At 67.9% G+C, this 24,347-nt stretch carries 17 protein-coding genes and 1 pseudogene; 8 read left to right on the top strand and 10 right to left on the bottom strand.

Annotation, left to right across the window (positions count from 1 at the left end; genetic code table 11):
- Positions 1 to 115: 115 nt before the first annotated feature.
- A pseudogene (locus tag CFB34_RS39230) lies at positions 116 to 232 on the bottom strand (oxidoreductase); the annotation flags it as partial.
- A gap of 141 nt (positions 233 to 373) precedes the next feature.
- Positions 374 to 1,834, bottom strand: a complete 1,461-nt coding sequence (locus tag CFB34_RS37350) for an efflux transporter outer membrane subunit (RefSeq protein WP_089443813.1) — start codon at positions 1,832 to 1,834, stop codon at positions 374 to 376.
- A 77-nt stretch (positions 1,835 to 1,911) separates the two neighbouring features.
- Here CFB34_RS37350 and CFB34_RS37345 point away from each other — a divergent pair, with 77 nt between their 5' ends.
- The 7 genes from CFB34_RS37345 to CFB34_RS37315 all read left to right on the top strand — a co-directional run bounded on the left by CFB34_RS37345 (position 1,912) and on the right by CFB34_RS37315 (position 12,518).
- Complete coding sequence (locus CFB34_RS37345) at positions 1,912 to 2,529, top strand: TetR/AcrR family transcriptional regulator (RefSeq protein WP_089443812.1); 618 nt, start codon at positions 1,912 to 1,914, stop codon at positions 2,527 to 2,529.
- Positions 2,530 to 2,611: 82 nt separating this feature from the next.
- On the top strand, positions 2,612 to 3,730 hold the full coding sequence (locus CFB34_RS37340) for an efflux RND transporter periplasmic adaptor subunit (protein ID WP_089443811.1): 1,119 nt from the start codon (positions 2,612 to 2,614) through the stop codon (positions 3,728 to 3,730).
- Positions 3,727 to 6,864 carry an efflux RND transporter permease subunit gene (locus CFB34_RS37335; protein ID WP_089443810.1) on the top strand — a complete coding sequence of 1,046 codons (3,138 nt, stop codon included), beginning with the start codon at positions 3,727 to 3,729 and terminating at the stop codon, positions 6,862 to 6,864. The genes CFB34_RS37340 and CFB34_RS37335 overlap by 4 nt, the downstream gene beginning before the upstream one ends.
- A 1,025-nt stretch (positions 6,865 to 7,889) precedes the next feature.
- Complete coding sequence (gene msrB / locus CFB34_RS37330) at positions 7,890 to 8,420, top strand: peptide-methionine (R)-S-oxide reductase MsrB (RefSeq protein ID WP_089443809.1); 531 nt, start codon at positions 7,890 to 7,892, stop codon at positions 8,418 to 8,420.
- 37 nt (positions 8,421 to 8,457) lie between these two features.
- Positions 8,458 to 10,335 carry a cytochrome c biogenesis protein DipZ gene (locus CFB34_RS37325; RefSeq protein ID WP_089443808.1) on the top strand — a complete coding sequence of 626 codons (1,878 nt, stop codon included), beginning with the start codon at positions 8,458 to 8,460 and terminating at the stop codon, positions 10,333 to 10,335.
- A gap of 123 nt (positions 10,336 to 10,458) precedes the next feature.
- Entirely contained in the window at positions 10,459 to 11,154 is a 696-nt protein-coding gene (gene msrA / locus CFB34_RS37320) for a peptide-methionine (S)-S-oxide reductase MsrA (RefSeq protein ID WP_089443807.1), read from the top strand.
- A 248-nt stretch (positions 11,155 to 11,402) separates the two neighbouring features.
- Positions 11,403 to 12,518 carry an aromatic ring-hydroxylating dioxygenase subunit alpha gene (locus tag CFB34_RS37315; RefSeq protein WP_089443805.1) on the top strand — a complete coding sequence of 372 codons (1,116 nt, stop codon included), beginning with the start codon at positions 11,403 to 11,405 and terminating at the stop codon, positions 12,516 to 12,518.
- Positions 12,519 to 12,552: 34 nt separating this feature from the next.
- Here CFB34_RS37315 and CFB34_RS37310 read toward each other — a convergent pair whose 3' ends face one another.
- The 8 genes from CFB34_RS37310 to CFB34_RS37275 form a co-directional block, all read right to left on the bottom strand.
- Entirely contained in the window at positions 12,553 to 12,942 is a 390-nt protein-coding gene (locus tag CFB34_RS37310) for a cytidine deaminase (RefSeq protein WP_089443804.1), read from the bottom strand.
- Positions 12,943 to 13,056: 114 nt separating this feature from the next.
- Positions 13,057 to 14,373 (bottom strand): thymidine phosphorylase, encoded by a 1,317-nt coding sequence (gene deoA / locus CFB34_RS37305; RefSeq protein ID WP_089443803.1) that lies wholly within the window; start codon positions 14,371 to 14,373, stop codon positions 13,057 to 13,059.
- A gap of 38 nt (positions 14,374 to 14,411) precedes the next feature.
- A complete protein-coding gene (locus CFB34_RS37300) occupies positions 14,412 to 15,686 on the bottom strand; it encodes a NupC/NupG family nucleoside CNT transporter (RefSeq protein WP_089443802.1) in 1,275 nt (424 codons plus the stop codon).
- A 338-nt stretch (positions 15,687 to 16,024) separates the two neighbouring features.
- On the bottom strand, positions 16,025 to 17,482 hold the full coding sequence (gene hydA, locus CFB34_RS37295) for a dihydropyrimidinase (protein WP_089443801.1): 1,458 nt from the start codon (positions 17,480 to 17,482) through the stop codon (positions 16,025 to 16,027).
- Positions 17,483 to 17,516: 34 nt separating this feature from the next.
- A complete protein-coding gene (locus CFB34_RS37290) occupies positions 17,517 to 19,025 on the bottom strand; it encodes an NCS1 family nucleobase:cation symporter-1 (RefSeq protein ID WP_089443800.1) in 1,509 nt (502 codons plus the stop codon).
- Between the two features lie 100 nt (positions 19,026 to 19,125).
- The gene (gene preA, locus CFB34_RS37285; RefSeq protein WP_089443799.1) at positions 19,126 to 20,442 is read right to left on the bottom strand and encodes an NAD-dependent dihydropyrimidine dehydrogenase subunit PreA; all 1,317 of its coding nucleotides are present in this window, start codon (positions 20,440 to 20,442) and stop codon (positions 19,126 to 19,128) included.
- 64 nt (positions 20,443 to 20,506) lie between these two features.
- The gene (locus CFB34_RS37280; RefSeq protein WP_089443798.1) at positions 20,507 to 21,844 is read right to left on the bottom strand and encodes an NAD(P)-dependent oxidoreductase; all 1,338 of its coding nucleotides are present in this window, start codon (positions 21,842 to 21,844) and stop codon (positions 20,507 to 20,509) included.
- A 135-nt stretch (positions 21,845 to 21,979) separates the two neighbouring features.
- Positions 21,980 to 23,260: a Zn-dependent hydrolase gene (locus CFB34_RS37275; RefSeq protein WP_089443797.1), complete on the bottom strand. Its 1,281-nt coding sequence runs from the start codon at positions 23,258 to 23,260 to the stop codon at positions 21,980 to 21,982.
- Between the two features lie 355 nt (positions 23,261 to 23,615).
- Here CFB34_RS37275 and CFB34_RS37270 point away from each other — a divergent pair, with 355 nt between their 5' ends.
- A complete protein-coding gene (locus CFB34_RS37270) occupies positions 23,616 to 24,314 on the top strand; it encodes a TetR/AcrR family transcriptional regulator (RefSeq protein WP_089443796.1) in 699 nt (232 codons plus the stop codon).
- Positions 24,315 to 24,347: the final 33 nt, after the last annotated feature.

Here is a 24,347-nt window from a genome sequence, read left to right as displayed (position 1 = left end):
GGAATGAGCCCCGGCGGGCATAGCCTGAATTCTCTCCGCGGTGCGGAGAGAATTCATCCGTCACGGCGCCGAGGGCGTCGTTGGGGATGTGACGTGTGGGGTGTGAGCGCTTGAGCTTGACCGCGAATTTCGTCGCGTGGTAGCAGCCAGTCGCGGCAAATACGACGAGCCCGCCGGGCGACGACGGATTGAAGATATGGCCTCGGCGCTGCTGCCGCATGCCGGTAAGAATCCGATGCTTGCGTCAGGTCGTCCCGCGCGAAGACGATGATGGGCAGCCGTCAGGGCAGCCAGGATCGACAGACGTTGGCCGGCCATTCGGCAACAGTGACGACGACGTCACGCCCCGCCAACGCGTCGGCACGTACGGCCGTTATCGACTGGCGACGGCCTCGGACGCCGGCCCTTGCCATCCACCGCCGAGCGCCTTGAACGCAGCCACCGACGCCCGGGCCGCTTCCGTTTTCGCCTGCACGCGCTCGTCCGACGCGCGCAGCAGGCTTTCATCGGCCTGCAACACCTCGATCAGGCTGACGACGCCCTTCTGGTACGCGGCGAACGACGCGGCCCTCGCGCGGCCGAGCGATTCGACGCCGTCGGCGAGCACGGCCACCTGTTCGTCGCGTTTGACGAGGGCGGAGAACGCGTTCTCGACGTCCTCGGTCGCATGCAGCGCGGCGAGCCGATATGCGGCCAGCATTTCGGCATCCTTCCCTTTGGCGTCGGCAATCTGCGCATTGATGCGCCCGAAGTCGAACAAACGCCAACGCAGGCCGAGCACGCCGGCAGCCTGGTTCGCGCCGCCGGCAAACAGGTTGCCCGCGCCCATCGTCGTCGCGCTGCCGATCAACCCGCTCAGCGAGAACTTCGGGTAATACTCGGCAATGGCCACGCCGATGCGTGCGTTCGACGCCGCAAGGCGCCGCTCGGCGACGATCAGGTCGGGCCGCCGCCTGAGGAGTTCGCCCGGCGTGCCCGTCGCCGCAATCCGCGGTGGAGCCGGCACGTCGCCGCCGTCGAGCAATTCCGCGCGATACGTACCGGGTGGCGAGCCGAGCATCACGTCGAGCGCATTCATCGCCGTGTCCAGCGCCGCTTCGAGTACCGGCACCGTTGCGCGAACCTGAGCGAGCGCGCCTTCGGCCTGCCTGACCTGAAGCTCCGCCGCGAGCCCCTTTCCATACAGCAGATTGATGGTCGACAACAGATCCTGTTCGGTCTGCACCTGATGCCGCGCAACCTTCAGCCGGCCCTGCAACCCGCGGATCGTGATGTAGATGTCCGCCGTCTGCGCGGCGACAGCCAGGCGCGTGGCGACCGCCGCTGCTTCGGAGGCCTGATAATCGGCGAGCGCGGCTTCCCGCCCGCGGCGCAACCCGCCGAACACGTCCACCTCCCAGCTCGCGCTGAAGTCGGCCTCGTAGTCGCTGCCGTGACGGTCGAAGCCGGGCGTCGAATTCAGCACGCGCCCCAACGGCGTTTCGACCGACTGGTAGACGCGCGCGGCCTGACCCGTCACGTTGCCCGACGGCAGCAGCGCCGCATTGGCCGCACCGAGCCCGGCACGCGCTTGCGTCACGCGTGCGGCGGCCTGCGCGAGATCGAGGTTCTGCGCGAGCGCGAGCGTGACGAACCGGGTCAACTGCGGATCGCCGAAGCCCGTCCACCACGTCGCGAGCTCGGCGTCGGCCGCCGCGCGCCGCTGCTCCACGGCGCCCTGGCCCTGGAAGCGCTGCGGCATGGCGATGTCCGGCCGCACGTAGTCGGGGCCGACGGCGCATCCCGCCGACAGGAGCGCGGCAAGCACCGCGGCAACGATGGGTTTCGGTAGCATGACGGTTTCAGCCAAGATCAGGTAGTGACTATAATACCAAATAGTCACTCGTTGTCTATCCCTGCCAGCCGCAATCCATGAAAGAAAACACCGCTTCCCCCGCGCCCGCGCGCGGCCCGGCCGATCACGACGTGCGCGATCAAATCGTGGCCGCCGCCACCGAGCACTTCAGCCGGTATGGCTACGAGAAGACGACCGTGTCCGACCTCGCGAAGTCCATCGGTTTCTCGAAGGCCTATATCTACAAGTTCTTCGAGTCGAAACAGGCGATCGGCGAGATGATCTGCGCGAACTGCCTGCACGAAATCGAAACCGACGTGCGTACCGCCGTCGCGGAAGCGGAACGGCCCACCGAAAAGCTGCGGCGCATGTTCAAGGTCTTTACGGAAGCGAGCCTGCGGCTGTTCTTCCGCGACCGCAAGCTGTACGACATCGCCGCGTCGGCCGCCACCGGCAACTGGCAGTCGGTGCAGGCCTATGAGGCGCGCGTGCAGCAACTGCTGCAGGAGGTGCTGCAGGCGGGCCGGCAAAGCGGCGAGTTCGAGCGCAAGACGCCGCTGGACGAAACCGCGACGGCGATCTACCTCGTGATGCGGCCATACCTGAATCCGCTGCTGCTGCAGTACAACCTCGACACGACCGACGCCGCGCCCGCGCAGCTGTCGAGCCTGGTGCTCCGCAGCCTCGCCCCTTGAACCGGCTTCGATTGTGACCATTGACTATATTGGTCACTAGATACACAATGAAAGCCCCGATCACTTCGTCAGTGGGTCTTTCATGGTCCGGCGTCGCCTCGCTCTCCTCGCAGTCGCTTCCGCACTGCCCCTCGCGCTAGCCGCCTGCAGCGGAAAAGCGCCGTCCGATCCGCGCACGGAGGCGCCGCTCGTGCGCACCGCCATCGTCCAGGCAGCCGCGCCCGCGTTCCGCTCGTTTACCGGCACCGTCGCCGCCCGGGTGCAGAGCGATCTCGGGTTCCGGGTGTCCGGCAAGGTGCTGGAGCGGCTCGTCGATACCGGGCAAACCGTCCGGCGCGGCCAGTTGCTGATGCGGATCGATCCCGTCGACCTGAAACTCGCGGCGCGCGCACGCGACGAAGCCGTGACCGCGGCACGGGCACGCGCGCGGCAGACCGCCGAGGACGAAGCGCGCTACCGCGACCTGCGCGGCACCGGCGCGATATCGGCCTCCGCTTATGACCAGGTCAAGGCAGCGGCCGATGCCGCGCAAGCCCAGCTGAGCGCCGCCGAGGCCGACGCCGGCGTCGCGCGCAATGCGACCGGCTATGCGGAACTCGTCGCGGACGGCGACGGCGTCGTGATGGACACGCTCGCGGAGCCCGGCCAGGTCGTCAGCGCCGGCCAGCCGGTCGTACGGCTCGCGCACGCCGGCAGCCGGGAAGCCGTGATCCAGTTGCCGGAAACCCTGCGCCCCGCGGTCGGCTCCGTCGCGCAGGCCGAGCTGTTCGGCAAGCAGGGCGCGAGTGTCCCCGCCACGCTGCGCCAGCTCTCCGATACCGCGGATGCGCGAACGCGCACGTTCGACGCGCGCTACGTGCTGCAAGGCCCGCTAGCCGCCGCGCCGCTGGGCGCGACCGTCACGATCCGCCTGCCGGACGACGCACGCGCGACGCCGCAGGCCGGCCTGCAGGTGCCGATCGGCGCGCTGCTGGACGGGGGCAAAGGGCCCGGCGTGTGGGTCGTCGCAGGCGAGCCGGCCAAGGTGGGATGGCGGCCGGTCACGGTCGAGCATGTGGATGACGACAGCGCACGCGTGTCCGGCGCCCTCAGGCAAGGCGAGCGGGTCGTCGCGCTCGGCGCGCAGCTGCTGCATGACGGCGATGTGGTTCGCGTGGCCGCGCCGGCCGCCACGCTCGCGAGCGAAGGAGCACGACCGTGAGCGAACGCCGCTTCAACCTGTCGGCGCTCGCGGTGCGCGAGCGCGCGATCACGCTGTTCCTGATCTGCCTGATTTCGCTCGCGGGGCTCGTGTCGTTCTTCAAGCTCGGCCGCGCGGAAGACCCGGCCTTCACCGTCAAGGTGATGACCATCGTCACCGCATGGCCGGGCGCGACCGCGCAGGAAATGCACGACCAGGTAGCCGAAAAGATCGAAAAGCGCATGCAGGAGCTGCGCTGGTACGACCGCAGCGAAACCTACACGCGCCCCGGCCTCGCGTTCACGACGCTGACGTTGCTCGACAGCACGCCGCCGTCCGAGGTGCAGGAGCAGTTCTATCAGGCGCGCAAGAAGATCGGCGACGTGGCGAACGATCTGCCGGCCGGCGTGATCGGCCCGCTGGTCAACGACGAATACGCGGACGTCACGTTCGCGCTGTTCGCGCTGAAGGCCAAGGGCGAACCGCAGCGCCTGCTGGTGCGCGATGCGGAGGCGCAGCGCCAGCGGCTGCTGCATGTGCCGGGCGTGAAGAAGGTCGACATCATCGGCGAACAGGCGGAGCGCATCTACGTGCAGCTGTCGCACGACCGGCTCGCGACGCTCGGCGTGAGCCCGCAGGACGTGTTCGCCGCGCTCAACGGCCAGAACCTGCTGACGCCGGCCGGCTCCGTCGAGACACGCGGGCCGGAGATCTTCATTCGCGTGGACGGCGCGTTCGACACGCTGCAGAAGATTCGCGACACGCCGATCGTCGCGCAGGGCCGCACGCTGAAACTGTCCGACATCGCGACCGTCGAGCGCGGCTACGAAGATCCGTCCACCTTCCTGATTCGCAACGACGGCGAACCCGCGTTGCTGCTCGGCGTCGTGATGCGCGACGGCTGGAACGGGCTCGAGCTCGGCCGCACGCTGGACCGGGAAGTCGGCGCGATCAACGCGGCGCTGCCGCTCGGCATGAGCCTGACCAAGGTCACCGACCAGTCCGTGAACATCAGCTCGGCCGTCGACGAGTTCATGGTCAAGTTCTTCGCCGCGCTGCTCGTCGTGATGCTGGTGAGCTTCGTCAGCATGGGCTGGCGCGTGGGCCTCGTCGTCGCCGCGGCCGTGCCGCTGACGCTGGCCGTGGTGTTCGTCGTGATGGCCGCCACCGGCAAGAACTTCGACCGCATCACGCTCGGCTCGCTGATCCTCGCGCTCGGGCTGCTGGTCGACGACGCGATCATCGCGATCGAAATGATGGTCGTGAAGATGGAGGAAGGCTACGACCGCGTGGCCGCGTCGGCGTATGCGTGGAGCCATACGGCCGCGCCGATGCTGGCCGGCACGCTGGTCACCGCGGTCGGCTTCATGCCGAACGGCTTCGCACGCTCCACCGCGGGCGAATACACCAGCAACATGTTCTGGATCGTCGGGATCGCGCTGATCGCATCGTGGGTCGTCGCCGTCGCGTTCACGCCGTACCTCGGCGTGAAGATGCTGCCGAACTTCAAGAAGTTCGAAGGCGGCCACGATGCGATCTACGACACGCCCCGCTACAACCGCTTCCGGCAACTGCTGACGCGCGTGATCGCCCGCAAATGGCTCGTCGCCGGGTCGGTCGTCGCCCTCTTCGTGCTCGCGATTCTCGGCATGGCGGTCGTCAAGAAGCAGTTTTTCCCGATCTCCGATCGTCCCGAGGTGCTGATCGAGGTGCAGATGCCGTACGGCACGTCGATTTCGCAAACGAGCGCCGCCACGTCGAAGGTCGAGGCGTGGCTCGCGAAGCAGCAGGAAGCGAGGATCGTCACCGCGTACGTCGGCCAGGGCGCGCCGCGCTTTTATCTCGCGATGGGGCCGGAACTGCCCGATCCGTCGTTCGCGAAGATCGTGATCCGCACGGACAGCCAGGACGAGCGCGACGCGTTGAAGGCGCGCCTGCGGCGGGCCATCGCCGACGGCCTCGCGCCCGAAGCGCGTGTGCGCGTGACGCAGCTCGTGTTCGGTCCGTATTCGCCGTTCCCGGTGGCCTACCGGATCACGGGTCCCGATCCGGACACGCTGCGCGGTATCGCGACCGATGTCGAGCGTTTGATGAACGGCAGCCCGATGATGCGCACGGTCAATGCGGACTGGGGCACGCGCGCGCCGACGCTGCACTTCACGTTGCAGCAGGACCGCCTGCAGGCCGTCGGGTTGACGTCCAGCGCGGTCGCGCAGCAGCTGCAGTTCCTGCTGACCGGGGTGCCCGTCACCGCGGTGCGCGAGGATATCCGGACCGTGCAGGTGATCGCGCGCTCGGGCGGCGATGCGCGGCTCGACCCGGCGCGGCTCGACGACTTCACGCTCGCCGGCGCGAACGGGCAGCGCATCCCGCTGTCGCAGGTCGGCAAGGTCGACGTGCGGATGGAAGAGCCGATCATGCGCTGGCGCGATCGCGTGCCGACGCTCACGGTGCGCGGCGACATCGCCGACGGCCTGCAGCCGCCGGACGTGTCGGCTGCGATCACAAAGCAGCTTCAGCCGATCGTCGCCGCGCTGCCGAGCGGCTATCGAATCGAGGAAGCCGGCTCCATCGAGGAATCCGGCAAGGCCACGAAGGCGATGCTGCCGCTGTTCCCGATCATGCTGGCGGTCACGCTCGTCATCATCATCTTCCAGGTGCGCTCGATCTCCGCGATGGTGATGGTATTCATGACGAGCCCGCTCGGCTTGATCGGCGTGGTGCCCACGCTGATCCTGTTCGGGCAGCCGTTCGGCATCAACGCGCTGGTCGGCCTCATCGCGCTGTCGGGGATCCTGATGCGCAACACGTTGATCCTGATCGGCCAGATTCACCAGAACGAACAGGCGGGGCTGGATCCGTTCCACGCGGTCGTCGAAGCGACCGTGCAGCGGGCGCGCCCGGTGATTCTCACCGCGATGGCGGCCGTGCTCGCGTTCATCCCGCTCACGCATTCGGTGTTCTGGGGCACGCTCGCGTACACGCTGATCGGCGGCACGTTCGCCGGGACGATCCTCACGCTCGTGTTCCTGCCGGCGATGTATGCGATCTGGTTCAGGATCCGGCCCGACCATGCCTCCGCGGCCCGCCACGGCCGTGAACCGGCAACGCCCGGCGAGACCGCACTTCAGCCCGCGCTGGACGCGCGCGATTGATGACGCCCGCCCGTTCGCCGTATCCGGTGGATGCAGCCATGTCGAATTTCTGCCAAGGCAGGGCGGTTTGAATTTGAATAAAAAAGATCACTCTTAGTGATCTTTTTCTACGACAAGCAAACCAGACTCGGCCGAGGCGCGCCCGGTACAAGGAAATCCGGAAGGCCCCTCTTCTGACCTTTGCAGCGTCGAGATCGACGACAAATCGATATGTGGGTGGCTTACCCACCACCGAGCGCTCAAACCCTTAATTCTCTCCGCACCGCGGAGAGAATTAAACAATCTGTCTGGCAAGGCCCTCGCCTTTCGCCACCGCTAAATGTAGGTGCTTGCAATTGAGATTCAGCACCGTTTGAGACAAAGCCACCTCTACGGCGGTCCCAACCGGAGTGGAAAAACCTCCAAGCCCTCGGCGCCAACGCCAAGCATACAGAACCACCCCGAGCGTAGAGCTTTGGCGCGATGCCCCGAAATGAAGGGCAACATAGCCCTTGATATGTTCCCCTTCATTCCGCCGGATCCTGCCTCGACATGGACCGCTTCGGCGGAGCGCATCGTGCCCCTCTTTCACTGGGGCAACCGCGCACGTCCTGACTCGCCCCCTGAAGTTTCTACGTAAAAACTGTCAAACTACCGCGCCCACACGCGCACCACACGCCGGTCGCGCTAGCTTGCAAACTCATCCGTCCATCAATGCGCATCAGACGCTCGGCGTGATTCGCGACCGCCGTCGAACAACGTTCATTCCCCAGTCCGATTTGATTGGCAAGCCAAAGTCCGGATTCACCGCGCAACGCTACGAACACTAAAAAAACACTAAAAATCGCGGCGCGAACCGGTACTCGGTAAATATCGGCGGCTCACCCGCTCAAAGGCCCTTGCCCATTGGAGCTTCGACGGATTCCAGCACACTCCGACGGAACACCTGAGACATCACAATTCATTTAACTTTCCGTGAGGACTTCGACACCGGCCGCTGACTACGATGGGCGCATATTTTCAGGACCTGCTGCCAGGAGCCCATCATGCCCACCCGCAGACATCTGCTGTTCGCCGGCGCCACTGGCCTCGCCGTGCTCGCGACGCTGTCGTCCGTCGGCCGCCGCGCGCTGGTCGGCCGTGCGTTCGCCGCATCGCCGGCCACCCCGCAGACGGCCGCCCCGTTTGAAGTCACCCTCAGCGACGCCGAATGGCATCGCCGGCTCACGCCCGCCCAGTACGCGGTCCTGCGCGAAGCCGGCACCGAGCGGCCGTACACCAGCCCGCTGAACGACGAGCACCGGCAAGGCACGTTCGCGTGCGCCGGCTGCACCCTCGCGCTGTTCTCGTCGGCCACCAAGTTCGACAGCCATACCGGCTGGCCGAGCTTCTGGAAGCCGCTCGACCACGCGGTCGCCACGAACACCGACGCGTCGTTCGGGATGATCCGCACCGAAGTGCACTGCCGCCGCTGCGGCGGCCATCTCGGCCACGTGTTCGACGACGGCCCGCAACCGACCGGCCTGCGCTACTGCATGAACGGCCTCGCACTTACCTTCCACCCCGCCGCCGCCTGATCCGGCCCCGAACTCCCGACCGACTGGAGAACGCACCATGCTGCTCATCGTCCTTGCCTACCTCGGCGGCGTGCTCACGATCCTGAGCCCGTGCATCCTGCCCGTGCTGCCGTTCGTGTTCGCGCGCGCCGACCAGCCGTTCGTCCGCAGCGGCCTGCCGCTGCTGGTCGGCATGGCGCTCACGTTCGCCGTCGTCGCGACGCTCGCCGCCGTCGGCGGCGGCTGGGTCGCGCAGGCCAACCAGGCCAGCCGCTGGGTCGCGATCGTGCTGCTCGCGATCTTCGGCCTGACCCTGCTGATGCCGCGCCTCGCGGAGCATCTGACGCGTCCGCTCGTCGCTGCCGGCAACCGGCTCACCGGCTTCGCGCAACGCGACGGCCGCCCGGCCGGCCCCGCGTCGTCGCTGCTGCTCGGCGTCGCGACCGGCCTGCTGTGGGCGCCGTGCGCGGGCCCGATCCTCGGGCTCGTGCTGACCGGGGCCGCGCTGCGCGGCGCCAGCGTCGGCACGACGCTGCTGCTGGTCGCGTATGCGGCCGGCGCGGCGACGTCGCTCGGCGTCGCGCTCGTGATCGGCGGCAAGGTGTTCGCCGCGATGAAGCGCTCGCTCGGCGCCGGCGAATGGATCAAGCGCGGGATCGGCGCGGCGCTGCTGGCCGGCGTCGGCGCGATCGCGCTCGGCCTCGATACGGGTGCGCTCGCTCAACTGTCGACCGTCACGACGGGTGGACTCGAGACGAAGCTCGTCGACCGGCTCGGCGGACGTTCGAACGGCACACCGGGCGCACCGGCGGCGATGGCCGCCACCGGCAACACCGCCGTCGACACGAACGGCGGCGCGATGATGGCCGCGGCTGCCGAGAGCGCGCAAGCCAACGGCGGGCCGATCGCCGGCGGCGCAATGATGCGCGCGGTGGATACGACGCATGCGCCGGCCGCGCTGCCCGTCGAAGGCACGCTGCCGTCGCTCGACGGCGCGGTGCAGTGGCTGAACTCGCCGCCGCTGACGGCGGCCGGCCTGCGCGGCAAGGTCGTGCTGGTCGATTTCTGGACGTATTCGTGCATCAACTGCCTGCGCACGCTGCCGTACACGACCGCCTGGGCACGCAAGTACGCGCCGTACGGGCTCGTCGTGATCGGCGTGCACGCGCCGGAGTTCGCGTTCGAGCGCGACACCGGCAACGTGAAGAAAGCCGTGCACGACCTCGGCATCGACTTCCCGGTCGCGATCGACAACCGCTTCACGATCTGGCGCGCGTTCAACAACGAATACTGGCCCGCACACTACTTCGTCGACGCGCAGGGGCGCGTGCGCCGTCACCACTTCGGCGAAGGCGAATACGCGGAATCGGAGCGCGCGATCCAGTCGCTGCTCGCCGAGGCCGGCCATCCGGAAGCGCTGAACGTGCCGATCGGGCTCGCCGGTGCGCCCGCGAAGGGGGCGCTCGCCGCGGCCGACAGCGCGGACGTCCGCTCGCCCGAGACCTACGTCGGCTACGCACGCGCCGAGGCTTTCATGTCGCCGGGCGGGGTGGTGCGCGACGCGGCGTACCACTACGCCGAGCCGGCCCAGCCCGATCTCAATGACTGGGGCCTCGCCGGCATGTGGCAGGTCGGCGCCGAACGCGCGACGCTCGCGGCGCCGGCCGGCCGCATCGTCTATCGCTTCCACGCACGCGACCTGCACCTGGTGCTCGGCCCCGGCGAGGACGGCAAGCCGGTGCGCTTTCGCGTGACGCTCGACGGCGCGGCGCCCGGTGCCGCGCACGGCAGCGACGTCGATGCGCAAGGCTACGGCACCGTGAACGGCCAGCGCCTGTACCAGCTGGTCCGGCAGCCCGGCGCGATCGCCGACCGCACGTTCGCGATCGAGTTTCTCGATCCCGGCGTGAATGCGTATGCGTTCACGTTCGGCTGATCCCGGCAGGACGCGGCGCACCAGCGCCGCGTCCGGGCCACCCGCTTCCCACACCGCCTTTCGAAGGAGCACACCGTGAACATCCCCTCCTCCCGCAGCCCGGCACCGCAACGGCGCACGGCGATGCTGCGCCGCATCGGCGCCATCGCCGTCGCGGCCGCCGCCGTGTTCGGCTACCAGCGCATCGTCAATTCCGCCGAACCGATGCGCACCGTGCCCGCGCCGACGCTCGACGAAACGCCCGGCGCCTCGCACGACGAGACGGCCGTGTTCGCCGGCGGCTGCTTCTGGGGCGTGCAGGGCGTGTTCGAGCACGTGAAGGGCGTGAAGCAGGTCACGGCCGGCTATGCGGGCGGCGCGTCCGAAACCGCGCACTACGCGCTCGTCGGCTCGGGGCTGACCGGGCACGCGGAATCGGTTCGCATCGTCTACGACCCGACCCAGATCACGTACGGCCGGCTGCTGCAGGTGTTCTTCTCGGTCGCGCACGATCCGACCGAGCTCAACCGGCAGGGCCCCGACGAAGGGTCGCAGTACCGGTCGGCGATCTTCCCGACCACCGCGCAGCAACGCGCGGTCGCGACCGCGTACATCGCGCAGCTCAGCACCGCGCACGTGTTTCCGGCGCCCGTCGTCACGCGCGTCGAGGACTACAAGGGGTTCTATCCGGCCGAGGCGTATCACCAGAACTACCTCGAACTGCACCCCGACGCGCCGTACATCGCGTACAACGACATGCCGAAGATCACCGGGCTGAAGCAGCACTTCCCGGCGCTGTACCGCACCGACGCGGTACTGTGGCGCGATGCGCGCTCGTGACCGGCAAGCGGCCGCGTGACGGGGTGACGACGTGGTGCCTGCCGCGCGGCCCGGGCTCGTGCGGCCACCCCAACCCACGCGCGCGCCGCCTTCGACCCGGTTTGCGCTGCATCAACGACACCGCGACCGCCGTGCCGGGGCAAACCCGCATCGCGTCCGCCGCGACCGGCAACTTCGCGTAGACTTCTCCAGATCCCCGCCGCATCATGCGGCGCCCGGAATCCCTGTTCAGCCTGGAGACGTCACGCATGCGCGCAGTGCCCATTCCTGACAGCGGCATCCTTGGAGAACCCTCTTCCGGCGCGGCCGTGCGCGACCTGCGCCGCGTGCCGATTCATCCCGATCACTGGTATCCGCTCGCGTGGTCGCGCGAGCTGAAACGCGGCAAGACGCTCGGCGTGCGCTTCGCCGGCGATCCGATCGTGCTCGTGCGCACCGAATCCGGCGCCGTGTATGCGCTCGAGGATCGTTGCGCGCACCGCCAGGTGCCGCTGCACGCGGGCGTCGTGAGCGGCGAGACACTGCGCTGCTGCTATCACGGCTGGACCTACGCGTGCGACAGCGGCCGCTGCGTCGACGTGCCGTACCTCGGCCGCGAGCGGCTGCCCAACGGCGTGCGCGCGTATCCGTGCCGCGAAGCGCACGGGCTGATCTTCGTGTTCCCGGGCGATGCGACGCTCGCCGATACCCGGCCGTTCCCCGCGCTCGAATCGGCGGACAACCGCGCATACAAGACGCGCCGCTTCGGCCGCGAGGTCAAGTGCCACTACTCGTTCATGCACGAGAACCTGATGGACATGAACCATCAGTTCCTGCATCGCAAGCAGATGGGGCAGATGCGCGCGCGCTCGGTGGGCCGGCGCCGCGGCGACGACTGGGTCGAGGTCGACTACACGTTCGCGCGGATGGAAGGCAAGCAGCCGGTGGGCGAAGCGCTCGTGTTCGGCGCCAGCAAGAAGCCGGCCGACCAGTCCGACAAGAGCGTGATGACGGTGCGCACCGGCTACCCGTACCAGACACTGCAGATCCGCTCGAGCGAAGGCACGCTCGTGATGGACCTGTGGATCGTCTACGTGCCGCTCGACGCCGAGCAGCGCACCAACCGCACGTTCGGACTGCTGTCGATCCACAAGCCCGGCATCCCGTTCGCGCTCGATCTCGCGTGGCCGCTGCTCGTCTGGTTCACCGAGCGCATCTTCCGCGAGGATCGCTGGATCGTCGAGCGCGAGCAGGAAGCGCACGACGCCCAGGGCGCCGACTGGAACCACGAGGTGTTTCCGGTCATCAACGAGCTGCGCGACCTGCTGCGCCAGTGCGGCGCACGCACGGTGATCCCGATCCGCGACGCGCGCGACGGCGCGTGATGCGGGCGGCGCGTGACTCGAGAAGCGCGCGCCGTTACAACCGGAACGCGCCCGGCAGTAATGCATGGGCCGTCGTGACCTCGACGGCCCCGTTCAGGTTGGCCAGGATCACTTCGATGTCGGGCGTGCCGATCTCGATGATCACCTGACGGCACGCGCCGCACGGCGCGATCGGGCCGTCCGTGTCGCCCACCACCGCGAGCCGCGTGAGATCCCCCGGACGATAACCGGCGGCAATGGCCGAAAACATCGCCGTGCGTTCCGCGCAATTGCAGAGACCGTAAGACGCGTTCTCGACGTTGCAGCCGTGAAAAACCGTCCCGTCGCGCGCCTGCAGCGCCGCGCCGACCTTGAAGCGCGAATACGGCGCATACGCGCGTTCGCGCGCGGCCTTCGCCGCGTCGATCAGTTCGTTTCGTTCCATCTCGTCATACCCTCGATTGTGTGCGGGGAGGTATCGGCGCGGCCAAGCCCCGACCGTCGCGATACATCCGTGACGTCAAGCGAAGTGATCGCCTGTGCCCGTACCTGCGATTGGTCAGCCGATCTGCTGATAAATGGTCGGCGGCGCATCACCGGTTTCGCCCAGCACGTAGCTGCGCTGGAGCGCGTCCACCGCGTGCGCGGCGGCTGCGGCGTCACGGGCATGCACGTAGCCGAGCGGCTCGCCGGCCTCGACACGCTGCCCGATCTCCGCGAGCGCCGTCAGGCCGACACTGTAGTCGATCGCGTCCGCCGCGCGCGTGCGGCCGCCGCCGAGCGCGACGACCGCCAGCCCGAGCGCGCGGCAATCGACCCGCTGCACCACGCCGCTCGTGCGCGCCGGAACCGGCACGATCACCTCCGCCCGCGCGAGATGACGCGCAGGTGCATCGATCAGATCCGCAGGGCCGCCGAGCGCGGTGACCATCCTCGCGAAGCGTTCCGCTGCCGCACCCGTATCGAGCGCCTGCTGCAACTTCGCGCGCGCTTCTGCGACGTCGCGTGCCAGGCCGCCGGTGACGAGCAGCTCAGCGGAAAGCGCCATCGTGACCTCATGCAGGCGCGCCGGACGCGACTTGCCCGTCAAATAGTCGATCGCGCACACCACTTCGAGTGCATTGCCCGCGCACGGCGCGAGCGACTGGTTCATGTCGGTGAGGATCGCGGTCGTCTTCATCCCGGCGCCGTTGCCGACGTCGACGATGCTGCGCGCCAACTCCGCCGATTTCTCGGCGGTCGGCATGAAGGCGCCGGAGCCGACCTTGACGTCCATCACGAGCCCGTCGAGCCCGGCCGCGAGCTTCTTCGACAGGATCGACGCGGTGATCATCGCGACCGACTCGACGGTCGCCGTCACGTCGCGAATCGCATAGATGCGCATGTCGGCCGGCGCGAGCCGCGCGGTCTGCCCGATGATCGCGACGCCGACGTCGCGCACCGTGCGGCGAAACGCGTCCGTGTCGGGCGCCACGTTGTAGCCGGGAATCGCGCTCAGCTTGTCGAGCGTGCCGCCGGTGTGTCCGAGCCCGCGCCCCGAGATCATCGGCACGTAGCCGCCGCACGCGGCCACCATCGGCCCGAGCATCAGCGACACGACATCGCCGACGCCGCCGGTCGAATGCTTGTCGATCACCGGCCCGTCGAGATCCAGCGCGCGCCAGTCGAGCACGTCGCCCGAGTCGCGCTGCGCGAGCGTCAGCGCGACGCGCTCGTCGGTGCTCAGGTCGTTGAAATACACGGCCATCGCGAACGCGGCCACCTGGCCCTCGGTCACGCTGCCGTCGGTCACGCCGCGCACGAACGCGGCGATCCCGTCACGATCGAGCGGTTGCCCGTCGCGCTTTCGGCGAATGAATTCCTGCGGTAAGAACATCGTTGCCTCTCCTCGATCGGTCGATGGCCGCTGCGGGCTCAATGCAGGGAAAAGAACAGGCCGGCGATCGCGGCGCTCATCAGGTTCGACAGCGTCGCGGCCGTCAATGCGCGCAGGCCGTGCCGCGCGACTTCCGAGCGGCGCTCGGGCGCGACCGCGCTGAAGCCGCCCGCGAGAATCGCGATCGACGAGAAGTTCGCGAAGCCACACAGCGCGAACGACACGATCGCCAGCGTCTTCGGGTCGAGCACCTGCAGGCCGGCGGCCGCGACGTGCTCGCCGCCTTTCAGGTACGGCGACAGGTCGCCATACGCGACGAACTCGTTGAAGATCAGTTTCTCGCCGATGAAGTTGCCGGCCAGCGCCGCGTCGTGCCACGGCACGCCGATGATCCACGCGAGCGGTGCGAACAGGTGGCCGATGATACCCACCAGCGTGATCTGCGGAAAGCCCACGAACGCGGCCACGCCGCCGACGATCAGGTTCATCAGCGCGATGAGCCCGACGAACGCGATCAGCATCGCGCCGACGTTGATCGCGATCCGCAGCCCGACCGACGCGCCGGACGCCGCCGCCTCGATCACGTTGGCGGCCCGCTTGTCGTCGAAGTCGAGCCCGTCGACCACGACGCGGCTCGGCTCGACCGTCGGATAGAGCAGCTTGCCGAACAGCAGCCCGCCCGGCACCGCCATGAACGACGCGGCGAGCAGGTATTCCATCCGCACGCCGAGGCCGGCGTAGCCGACCAGCACCGACCCCGCGACCGACGCCATGCCGCTCGCCATCACCGTGAAGATCTCGGCGCTCGTCATGTTCCGCACGAACGGCTTCACGAGCGCGGGCATCTCGCTTTGCCCGAGAAAGATCGTCGCCACCGCCGAGCACGCCTCGATGCGGCTCACGCCGAGCACTTTCGCGAGCGCCGCGCCGAGGATCGCGACGATCCACTTCATCACGCCGATGTAGTACAGCACCGCGATCAGCGCGGTCACGAAGATGATCATCGGCAGCACCCGCAGGCCGAACACGAACCCGCCGTCGCCGAACAGCTGGAACATCCGGCTGTCGACGAGCCCACCGAATACGAATGCGATGCCGTGATTGCCCATGTCGAGCACGCGATTGACGCCGTTCGCGGCGCCCGCCAGCACCGCACGGCCCACCGGCACGAACAGCACCAGTGCACCGATCGCCAGCTGCGTGCACAGCGCCGCGATCAGGGTCCGGCCGCTCACCGCGCGCCGGTTGTTCGACAGCAGATAGGCCACCAGCAGCAGGAACAGCATACCCAGGAGACTGCGCAGAATATCCACCTCGTACTCCTTGCTCTCAATGTTGTTGGATTGTTCGGCGGGCGGCCCGGCACGCCTGCGCAACGCCGTCGGTGGATATTACTCGCGGGCATGCACGTCGACAACGCAAACAAAATGGTCGCATTTGCGCGACATCGCGTGTTGCGTTGATTTGCTCAGTTGTTCTATGTACCTGGAGATCGGAAAGGCGCGATCACGCTCCATCCGTCCCAAATATTGAGCGCATTGGCGTGATACGGGGAGGCGGCATGAGCGGTGCCGTCACGAACGGAGACGCACGCTCTAACATGCGCGGGGCGTGTCGTTCCAACCGACACGCCCCGCGCGACACGCAACGCTCAGCCGGCGCGCTCGACCGGATGCGGCTCGCGCAACCGGTTCGCGATCCGCGCGGCCTCGTAGTAACTGGCCGCCGGCGGGCGCTTCAGGTAGCGGCCCGCGCCTCGCACGGCGCGCAGATCGCCGTCGGCCCACGCGAGCCCGCCGCGCGTGAGCGTGTGCGTTGCGACGCCCTGCACCGTCATCCCCTCGAACACGTTGAAGTCGACCTGCTGATGATGGGTCTTCACCGAGATCGTCTTCGTCGCGGCCGGGTCCCACACGACGAGATCGGCATCGGCGCCCACCTGCACGGCGCCCTTGCGCGGATACAGGTTGAAGATCTGCGCGGCGTTCGTCGACGTGATCCGCACGAACTCGTTCGGCGTGATGCGGCCATGATTCACGCCGTGATGCCACAGCACCGACATGCGATCCTCGACACCGCCGCAGCCGTTCGGGATCTTCGTGAAATCCTCGCGGCCCATCGCCTTCTGCGATGCGCAGAACACGCAGTGATCGGTTGCCGTCGTATGCAGCTGCCCCGCCTGCAGCCCGCGCCACAGCGCCTCGCGATGCTCGGCCGAGCGGAACGGCGGGCTCATCACGTGCGCGGCCGCACGCGTCCAGTCCGGATCGCGATAGACGGCTTCGTCGATCACCAGGTGGCCGGGCAGCACCTCGCCGAACACGCGCAGCCCTTCGCTGCGCGCTTTGGTGATCGCATCGACCGCGTCCTTCGCGGACACATGCACGATATACACCGGCACGCCGAGCACCTGCGCGATGCGGATCGCGCGGTTCGCGGCTTCGCCCTCGACCTCCGGCGGCCGCGACAGCGGATGCGCCTCCGGCCCCGTCATCCCGCGTGCGAGCAGCGCCTTCTGCAACTGGAACACGAGCTCGCCGTTTTCCGCGTGCACGGTCGGCAACGCGCCGAGTTCGAGCGCACGCGAGAAGCTGTTCACGAGCACCTCGTCGTCGGCCATGATCGCGTTCTTGTACGCCATGAAGTGCTTGAAGCTGGACACGCCGTGTTCGCGCACGAGCGTGCCCATGTCGCGGTGCACACTCTTGTCCCACCACGTCACGGCCACATGGAAGCCGTAGTCGGCCGCCGCCTTCTCGGCCCAGCCGCGCCAGGCATGGAACGCATCCATCAGCGGCTGCTTCGGGCTCGGGATCACGAAGTCGATGATGCTCGTCGTGCCGCCCGCGAGCCCGGCGGCCGTACCCGAATAGAAATCGTCGCTCGCGGTCGTGCCCATGAACGGCAGTTCCATGTGCGTATGCGGATCGATGCCGCCCGGCATCACGTACTGGCCGTGCGCATCGACGACGGTCGCGCCGGCCGGTGCGTCGATCTGCTCGGCGATCTGCAGGATCGTGCCGCCGTCCTCCGGGGCTGCACAGAGCACGTCCGCGCGGTAGGAACGGTCCGCATCGACCACGGTGCCGCCACGAATCAGGATTGCCATGGGGTTGCCTCCTCGTTGACTGTCGGGTGCCGCATCAGGCGCGCGCGATCTGCGCGTGCTGTCCGGCGCGCCATTTCATCCAGGTGCCGTACACGCACGACGCCAGCACGAGGCCGACGAACCACGCGTACGTGTAAAGCGTGTTGAAGAATGCCGGCACGTTCGGAAACGACGCCGGAAAGGCCGTATGCAGGAAGCCGGGCAGGTTCGGCAGCACGCCGACCGCGAGCGCGGCCAGCGCGGCCGGGTTCCAGCCGCGCGCGTAGCTGAAGCCGCCGCGCTCGTCGAACAGTTCGCGCGTGTCGAGCCGCGTGCCGCGAATCAGGAAGTAGTCGACCATCAAAATCCCAGCCACCGGCCCGAGCAGCGCCGAATAGCCGACGAGCCAGGTGAAGATGTAGCCGTCCGTCGTCGCGAGGATCTTCCACGGCATCATCACGATCGCGATCGTCGCGGTGATCATCCCGCCGGTGCGGTACGAGATCGCCTTCGGCCACAGGCTCGAGAAGTCGTAGGCCGGGCCGACGAGATTCGCGGCGAGGTTGCAGCACATCGTATCGAGCGTGAGGATCACGAGCGCGATGCCCACGCCGATGCCCGTCATCCGGCTCGTCAGGTCGATCGGATCCCAGATCGCGTTGCCGTAGATCACGACGGTCGCCGACGTCACGACGACCGACACCACCGACAGCAGCGCCATCGGCAACGGCAGCCCGATCGACTGCCCGATCATCTGGTCGCGCTGCGAATGCGCGAAGCGCGTGAAGTCGGGGATGTTCAGCGCGAGCGTCGCCCAGAAGCCGACCATCGCGGTCAGCCCCGGCCAGAAGGTCGCCCAGAACAGCCCGGCCTTCTTGCCGCCCGCGGCGAACTGCGACGGCGCCGACAGCATCGTGCCGAAGCCGCCCGCCTTCGACGTTGCCCACCACACCAGCGCCACGCACATCACGACCTTGATCGGCGCGGACCAGCTCTCGAGCCAGCGGATCGAATCGGTGCCGTGCCAGATGAAGTAGAGCTGCAGCGCCCAGAACACGAGGAAGCACGCGAGCTGCCCGAACCCGATGCCGATGACCGGCAGCGCCGCGCCATGCAGTGCATTGCCGGTCAGGATGTTCAGCAGCGTATAGATCGCGCTGCCGCCGAGCCAGGTCTGGATCCCGTACCAGCCGCACGCGACGATCGCCCGCAGCAGCGCCGGCAGCTTCGCGCCCTGCGTGCCGAACGACGCGCGCACGAGCACCGCGTAAGGAATCCCGTGCTTCGCGCCCGCATGGCCGATCAGCAGCATCGGCACGAGCACGATCAGGTTGCCGAGCAGCACGGTCATCACCGCCTGCCACGGCGACATGCCTTCCTGGATCAACCCGGCCGCCAGCATGTACGACGCGATGTTCATCACCATCCCGACCCACAGCGCCGCGAAGTGATACCACTTCCACGTGCGCTGCGCCGGCGTCGTCGGCGCGAGGTCGTCGTTGTACAGGCTGCCGCCCTGCGCCGCGGCGCTGTCGGGATCGGCGGGATTCGCTGCGTGATTCATCGAACGCACTCCACTAAAACATCAGCGCCGGCATCGTCCGATGCCGGCCCGGGTGGAACGAAAGGCGGCGATGCAGGATGACCTGCGTCGCCGGACGCCGTCAAGCAGCCTTCTTCGCGTGCTTCTCGGGGGCCGCCGCGCCTGCACTCGCCCCCGCGTCCGCACTCGCCGGATTGTTCGGATGCGTGGTCCAGTTCGCGTAGTCGCCCGAATCGACACGCTCCATCGTGATGCATTGCTCGACCGGACACACATGCATGCAAAGATTGCACCCGACGCACGCCGAATCGACCACTTCGAAATGCCGCACCCCGTCCTTCGTCGCGGTGATCGCCTGGTGCGACGTGTCCTCGCACGCGATATGGCACAGCCCGCACTGGATGCAGCGGTCCTGGTCGATGCGCGCCTTGATGTCGTACTTCAGGTTCAGGTATTTCCAGTCGGTCACGTTCGGCACCGCGCGGCCGCGGATGTCGTCGAGCGTCGCGTAGCCCTTCTCGTCCATCCAGTTCGACAATCCGTCGGCCAGGTCCGACACGATCCGGAATCCGTAATGCATCGCGGCGGTGCACACCTGCACGCTGCCGGCGCCGAGCACCATGAACTCCGCCGCGTCGCGCCATGACGAGATGCCGCCGATGCCCGAGATCGGCAGGTTCGGCGTTTCCGGGTCGCGCGCGATCTCCGCGACCATGTTCAATGCGATCGGCTTGACCGCCGGGCCGCAGTAGCCGCCGTGCGTGCCCTTGCCGTCGACCATCGGCATCGGCGCCATGTGGTCGAGATCGACCGCGACGATCGAGTTGATCGTGTTGATCAGCGACACGCCGTCCGCGCCGCCCTTGTACGCGGCGCGCGACCCCATCCGGATGTCGCTGATGTTCGGCGTGAGCTTCACGAGGCACGGAAGCTTCGTGCCCTCCTTCACCCAGCGCGTGACCATCTCCACATATTCGGGGACCTGTCCGACCGCCGCGCCCATCCCGCGCTCGCTCATCCCGTGCGGACACCCGAAGTTCAGCTCGACCGCGTCGGCGCCCGTGTCCTCGACGAGCGGCAGGATCCATTTCCAGTCGCGCTCGTTGCACGGCACCATCAGCGACACGATCAGCGCGCGGTCCGGCCAGTCGCGCTTCACCTGCGCGATCTCTCTCAGGTTCACGTCGAGCGGACGGTCGGTGATCAGCTCGATGTTGTTCAGCCCCGCGATGCGCTGGCCGTTCCACTGCACCGCGCCATAGCGCGAACTGACGTTGACGACGTGCGGATCGAGCCCGAGCGTCTTCCACACGACGCCGCCCCAGCCGGCCTCGAACGCGCGATTCACGTTGTAGGCCTTGTCGGTCGGCGGCGCGGACGCCAGCCAGAAGGGGTTCGGCGAAGTGATGCCCGCGATGGTGCAGCGAAGGTCGGCCATGGTCGGCTCCGTGAGAGTGGGGTCGTGTGGGTTGTGCTCGTGGTGGGTGACGCGCGTGGTGCACTCACGCGGCCTTCGCGTCGCGCTGCGCGAGCGTCGCGTCGATCGACGCGGCCGCGCGCTTGCCGTCCTGCACGGCCTGCACCGTGAGGTCGACGCCGCCCGTCGCCGCGCAGTCGCCGCCGGCCCACACGTCGGGCCATGCGGTGCGCCCGTCGGCGTCCACCGCGATGCGCGCGCCGTCCGCCGTCAGCAGCGCGGCGTCGATGGCGTCCGGCACCAGCGTCTGGCCGATCGCCTTCAGCACCATGTCCGCCTCGACGGTGAAGCGCTCGCCCGATGCCGCCTCGAACTCGACACCCGTCACCTGCCCGCTCTCCCCCGCCATGCGCACCGGCTTCGCGTGCGTGACGAGCGTGACGCCGCTCTTCTGCGCGAACTCGCGCTCGGCCCACGTCGCGCTCATCGCCTCCACGCCGCGCCGGTACACCATCGTCACGCGCTCGGCGCCGAGCTTGCGGCTCTGCACCGCCGCATCGATGGCCGTATTGCCGCCGCCGATCACGACCACGCGCCGCCCGACCGCCACGTTCTCCAGCGCATCGGCCTGCCGCACCTGCTCGATGAAGTCGACCGCGTTCATCACGCCGTTCAGTTGCTCGCCGTCGATCGACAGCGCACGCACGCCGCCGAGCCCCATCGCGAGAAACACCGCGTCGTGCTGCTCACGCAGCGCGCCGAGCGTGATGTCGCGGCCCAGCGCGACGCCGGTTTGCAACGTGATGCCGCCCACCGACAGCAGCCACTCGACTTCACGCTGCGCGAAATCGTCGACGGTCTTGTATGCGGCGATCCCGTATTCGTTGAGGCCGCCGGCCTTCGGGCGCGCGTCGAACAGCGTGACGCGATGCCCGGCAAGCGCGAGCCGGTGCGCACACGCGAGTCCGGCCGGCCCCGCGCCGACCACCGCGACATGACGGCCCGTGTCCGGCGCGCGCGTGAAACGCACCGCGCCGGTTTCCATCGCCCAGTCGGTCGCGTGCCGCTGCAGCGCGCCGATCGCGACGGGCTGCGCATCCTGATGGTTGCGCACACATGCGCCTTCACACAGGATCTCGGTCGGACACACGCGCGCGCACATCCCGCCGAGCGGATTCGCCGACAGGATGTCGGTCGCGGCGCCCTTCAGGTTGCCGTTGCCGATCTTGCGGATGAAGCTCGGGATGTCGATCTGCGTCGGGCAGGCTTGCACGCACGGCGCGTCGTAGCAGTAGTGGCAGCGGCTGGCGGCGGCCGCCGCGGCAGTCGGATCGAGCAGCGGCGCGATGTCGGCGAATTCGCACGAGAGTTGCGTGGACGACAGGCGATGCGCGGCGATATCGCCGGTTGGCTGGGTGGTCATACGCGTTCCTTCGACTGGGTGGAGACAAAGCCGTCCCCGCCGGCTGCGAATGCACAGTCGGGGCGGTCGTTGTTAGGAATGCTACGGTCAGGCTGTCAGGCGTCGAGCAGCCTGCCGGTTGCTACGGCCCTGGCGTCATGAAACCGGCTCGCATGCGCGCGACAGCATCGCGTGCAGCAGCACGTTCGCGCCGGCCTCGATCCAGGCAGGCGTCGCGTCCTCGATCTCGTTGTGGCTGATGCCGTCGACACACGGCACGAACACCATCGACGTCGGCGCGACCTGCGCGAGGTAGCACGCGTCGTGGCCCGCACCCGACACGATGTCGCGATGCGAGAAGCCGAAGCGGTCGGCGGCACTGCGCACCGCTTCCACGCAGGCCGCGTCGAACGCGACCGGCTTGTAATAGAAGATCTGCTCAAGCTCGGTCTCGAGCCCGATCTCGCCCGCGATGCGCGCCACGCCCTCGCGCAATGCGGCATCCATCTTCGCGAGCACGGCGTCGTCCGGATGACGGAAATCGACGGTGAAGAACACGCGGCCCGGAATCACGTTGCGCGAGTTCGGGTAGACCTGCATCATGCCGACCGTCGCGCAGCCGAACGGCGCATGATCGAGGCCGATCCGGTTGACGAGATCGACCACGCGCGACGCGCCGAGCAGCGCATCGCGCCGCCGCGGCATCGGCGTCGGCCCCGCATGCGCCTCTTGGCCGGTGAACGTGATCTCGTACCAGCACTGCCCCTGCGCGTCGGTCACCACGCCGATCGTCTTGCATTCCGCTTCGAGAATCGGCCCCTGCTCGATATGCAGTTCGAACGCCGCGTGCAGCTTGCGTCCGCCGCACGGCACGTCGCCTGCATAGCCGATCCGCGCCAGTTCCTCGCCGATCGTCTTGCCGTCCACGTCCTTGCGCGACAGCCCGTATTCGAGCGAAAACACCCCCGCGAACACGCCCGATGCCACCATCGCCGGCGCGAAGCGCGAGCCCTCCTCGTTGGTCCAGATCACGACCTCGACCGGATGCTCGGTCTCGATGCCATGATCGTTGAGACTGCGAATCACCTCGAGGCCGCCGAGCACGCCGTAGATGCCGTCGAAGCGGCCGCCGGTCGGCTGCGAATCCGCGTGCGAGCCCGTGACGACCGGTGCCGCATCGGCCACGCGGCCCGCGCGGCGCATGAACACGTTGCCCATCGTATCGACCGTCACCGTGCAGCCGGCCGCCTTCGCCCAGCCGACGATCAGGTCGCGGCCGGCCTTGTCGAGATCGGTCAGCGCGAGGCGGCACACGCCGCCCTTCGGCGTCGCGCCGATCTTCGCGACTTCCATCAGGCTGTCCCACAACCGCTTGCCGTCGACCTTGATCGACGTGTCGAAAGCTGCCCGCTTCACTGTTTCCGATACCGCGTTCATTCGTATCGCTCCTGTGGGGTCGGTGATGTCGTCAGCCCGGTCTGTGCCGGTGCGTGTCATGCCTGTTTCGGGGCAACGCCGCCCAAGCGCGGTGCATGCCCGGTCGTTCGCGAAGATCGTCCGACGAATCGGGCCGAAAGGTTTTCGCCGCGCGTCGAATCCTGTCCGATTGGACAGGTTTTAGACGATCAAAATGACCAAATCAATCTCTTTCTTGCGTGAATGAATGGAGCGAGAAACGTGCCACCGCAACGCAGCATGGCGATGACTACGCGAAATCGGTACGCGTGCGTTCGATGCGAATCAGCGGCTAGAATGAAGCCCAACGCGGCACCCCCGCCGCGCGAGGGCAACGATGAGACATGACGAGGCGGCAACCGCAGCCACCGACAGCGACGAAACGCCCGTGCCTTTGCGGCGACGCAAGGCGCACATCCGCGAGTCCAACGAAGCGCATCTGCTCGCCTGCGCGGAGGCCGTGTTCGCGGAACGCGGGCTCGACGGCGCGAGCACCGCGATGATCGCGGAGCGCGCCGGCCTGCCGAAAGCCAACCTGCATTACTACTTCCCGACGAAGCTTGCGCTGTACCGCCGCGTGCTCGACGACCTGTTCGAGGACTGGCATCGCGCGGCCGGGACATTCGAAGCCGACGACGATCCGGTGGTAGCGATCAGCGGCTACGTGCGCGCGAAGATGGCGCTGTCGCGGCGGCGCCCGCTCGGCTCGAAGGTCTGGGCCAACGAGATCATCCACGGTGCGGAGCACATGCAGGACATCCTGTCGGAACGCGTGAAGCCGTGGTTCGATACGCGCGTGAAGGTCATCGACGGCTGGATCGCGCGCGGGCTGCTCGCGCCGATCGACGCGCATGCGCTGATGTACCTGATCTGGGCCACCACGCAGCACTACGCCGATTTCGACGCGCAGATCCGCGCGCTGAGCGGCAAGCGCACGTTCACGCAGAAGGCGTACGACGAGAAGACCGAACAGGTCGTGCAGCTCGTGATTCGCGCATGCGGGGCGGTGTCGCCGGAGGCGAAGGCAAAGGCGTAGCCAGAAAACGCGATCCGCCAAAAGCAAAACGGG

The organism is Burkholderia sp. HI4860 (assembly GCF_002223045.2).
Classification (GTDB): Bacteria; Pseudomonadota; Gammaproteobacteria; order Burkholderiales; family Burkholderiaceae; genus Burkholderia.
This window is presented reverse-complemented; position numbering and strand designations above follow the sequence as displayed.

Bases quoted from the DNA above. Each gene is read 5' to 3' on its own strand.
- CFB34_RS37350 (WP_089443813.1), bottom strand. From the start codon at position 1,834: ATGCTACCGAAACCCATCGTTGCCGCGGTGCTTGCCGCGCTCCTGTCG.
- CFB34_RS37345 (WP_089443812.1), top strand. From the start codon at position 1,912: ATGAAAGAAAACACCGCTTCCCCCGCGCCCGCGCGCGGCCCGGCCGAT.
- CFB34_RS37340 (WP_089443811.1), top strand. From the start codon at position 2,612: ATGGTCCGGCGTCGCCTCGCTCTCCTCGCAGTCGCTTCCGCACTGCCC.
- msrB (WP_089443809.1), top strand. From the start codon at position 7,890: ATGCCCACCCGCAGACATCTGCTGTTCGCCGGCGCCACTGGCCTCGCC.
- CFB34_RS37325 (WP_089443808.1), top strand. From the start codon at position 8,458: ATGCTGCTCATCGTCCTTGCCTACCTCGGCGGCGTGCTCACGATCCTG.
- msrA (WP_089443807.1), top strand. From the start codon at position 10,459: ATGCTGCGCCGCATCGGCGCCATCGCCGTCGCGGCCGCCGCCGTGTTC.
- CFB34_RS37315 (WP_089443805.1), top strand. From the start codon at position 11,403: ATGCGCGCAGTGCCCATTCCTGACAGCGGCATCCTTGGAGAACCCTCT.
- CFB34_RS37310 (WP_089443804.1), bottom strand. From the start codon at position 12,942: ATGGAACGAAACGAACTGATCGACGCGGCGAAGGCCGCGCGCGAACGC.
- deoA (WP_089443803.1), bottom strand. From the start codon at position 14,373: ATGTTCTTACCGCAGGAATTCATTCGCCGAAAGCGCGACGGGCAACCG.
- hydA (WP_089443801.1), bottom strand. From the start codon at position 17,482: ATGGCAATCCTGATTCGTGGCGGCACCGTGGTCGATGCGGACCGTTCC.
- CFB34_RS37290 (WP_089443800.1), bottom strand. From the start codon at position 19,025: ATGAATCACGCAGCGAATCCCGCCGATCCCGACAGCGCCGCGGCGCAG.
- preA (WP_089443799.1), bottom strand. From the start codon at position 20,442: ATGGCCGACCTTCGCTGCACCATCGCGGGCATCACTTCGCCGAACCCC.
- CFB34_RS37280 (WP_089443798.1), bottom strand. From the start codon at position 21,844: ATGACCACCCAGCCAACCGGCGATATCGCCGCGCATCGCCTGTCGTCC.
- CFB34_RS37275 (WP_089443797.1), bottom strand. From the start codon at position 23,260: ATGAACGCGGTATCGGAAACAGTGAAGCGGGCAGCTTTCGACACGTCG.
- CFB34_RS37270 (WP_089443796.1), top strand. From the start codon at position 23,616: ATGAGACATGACGAGGCGGCAACCGCAGCCACCGACAGCGACGAAACG.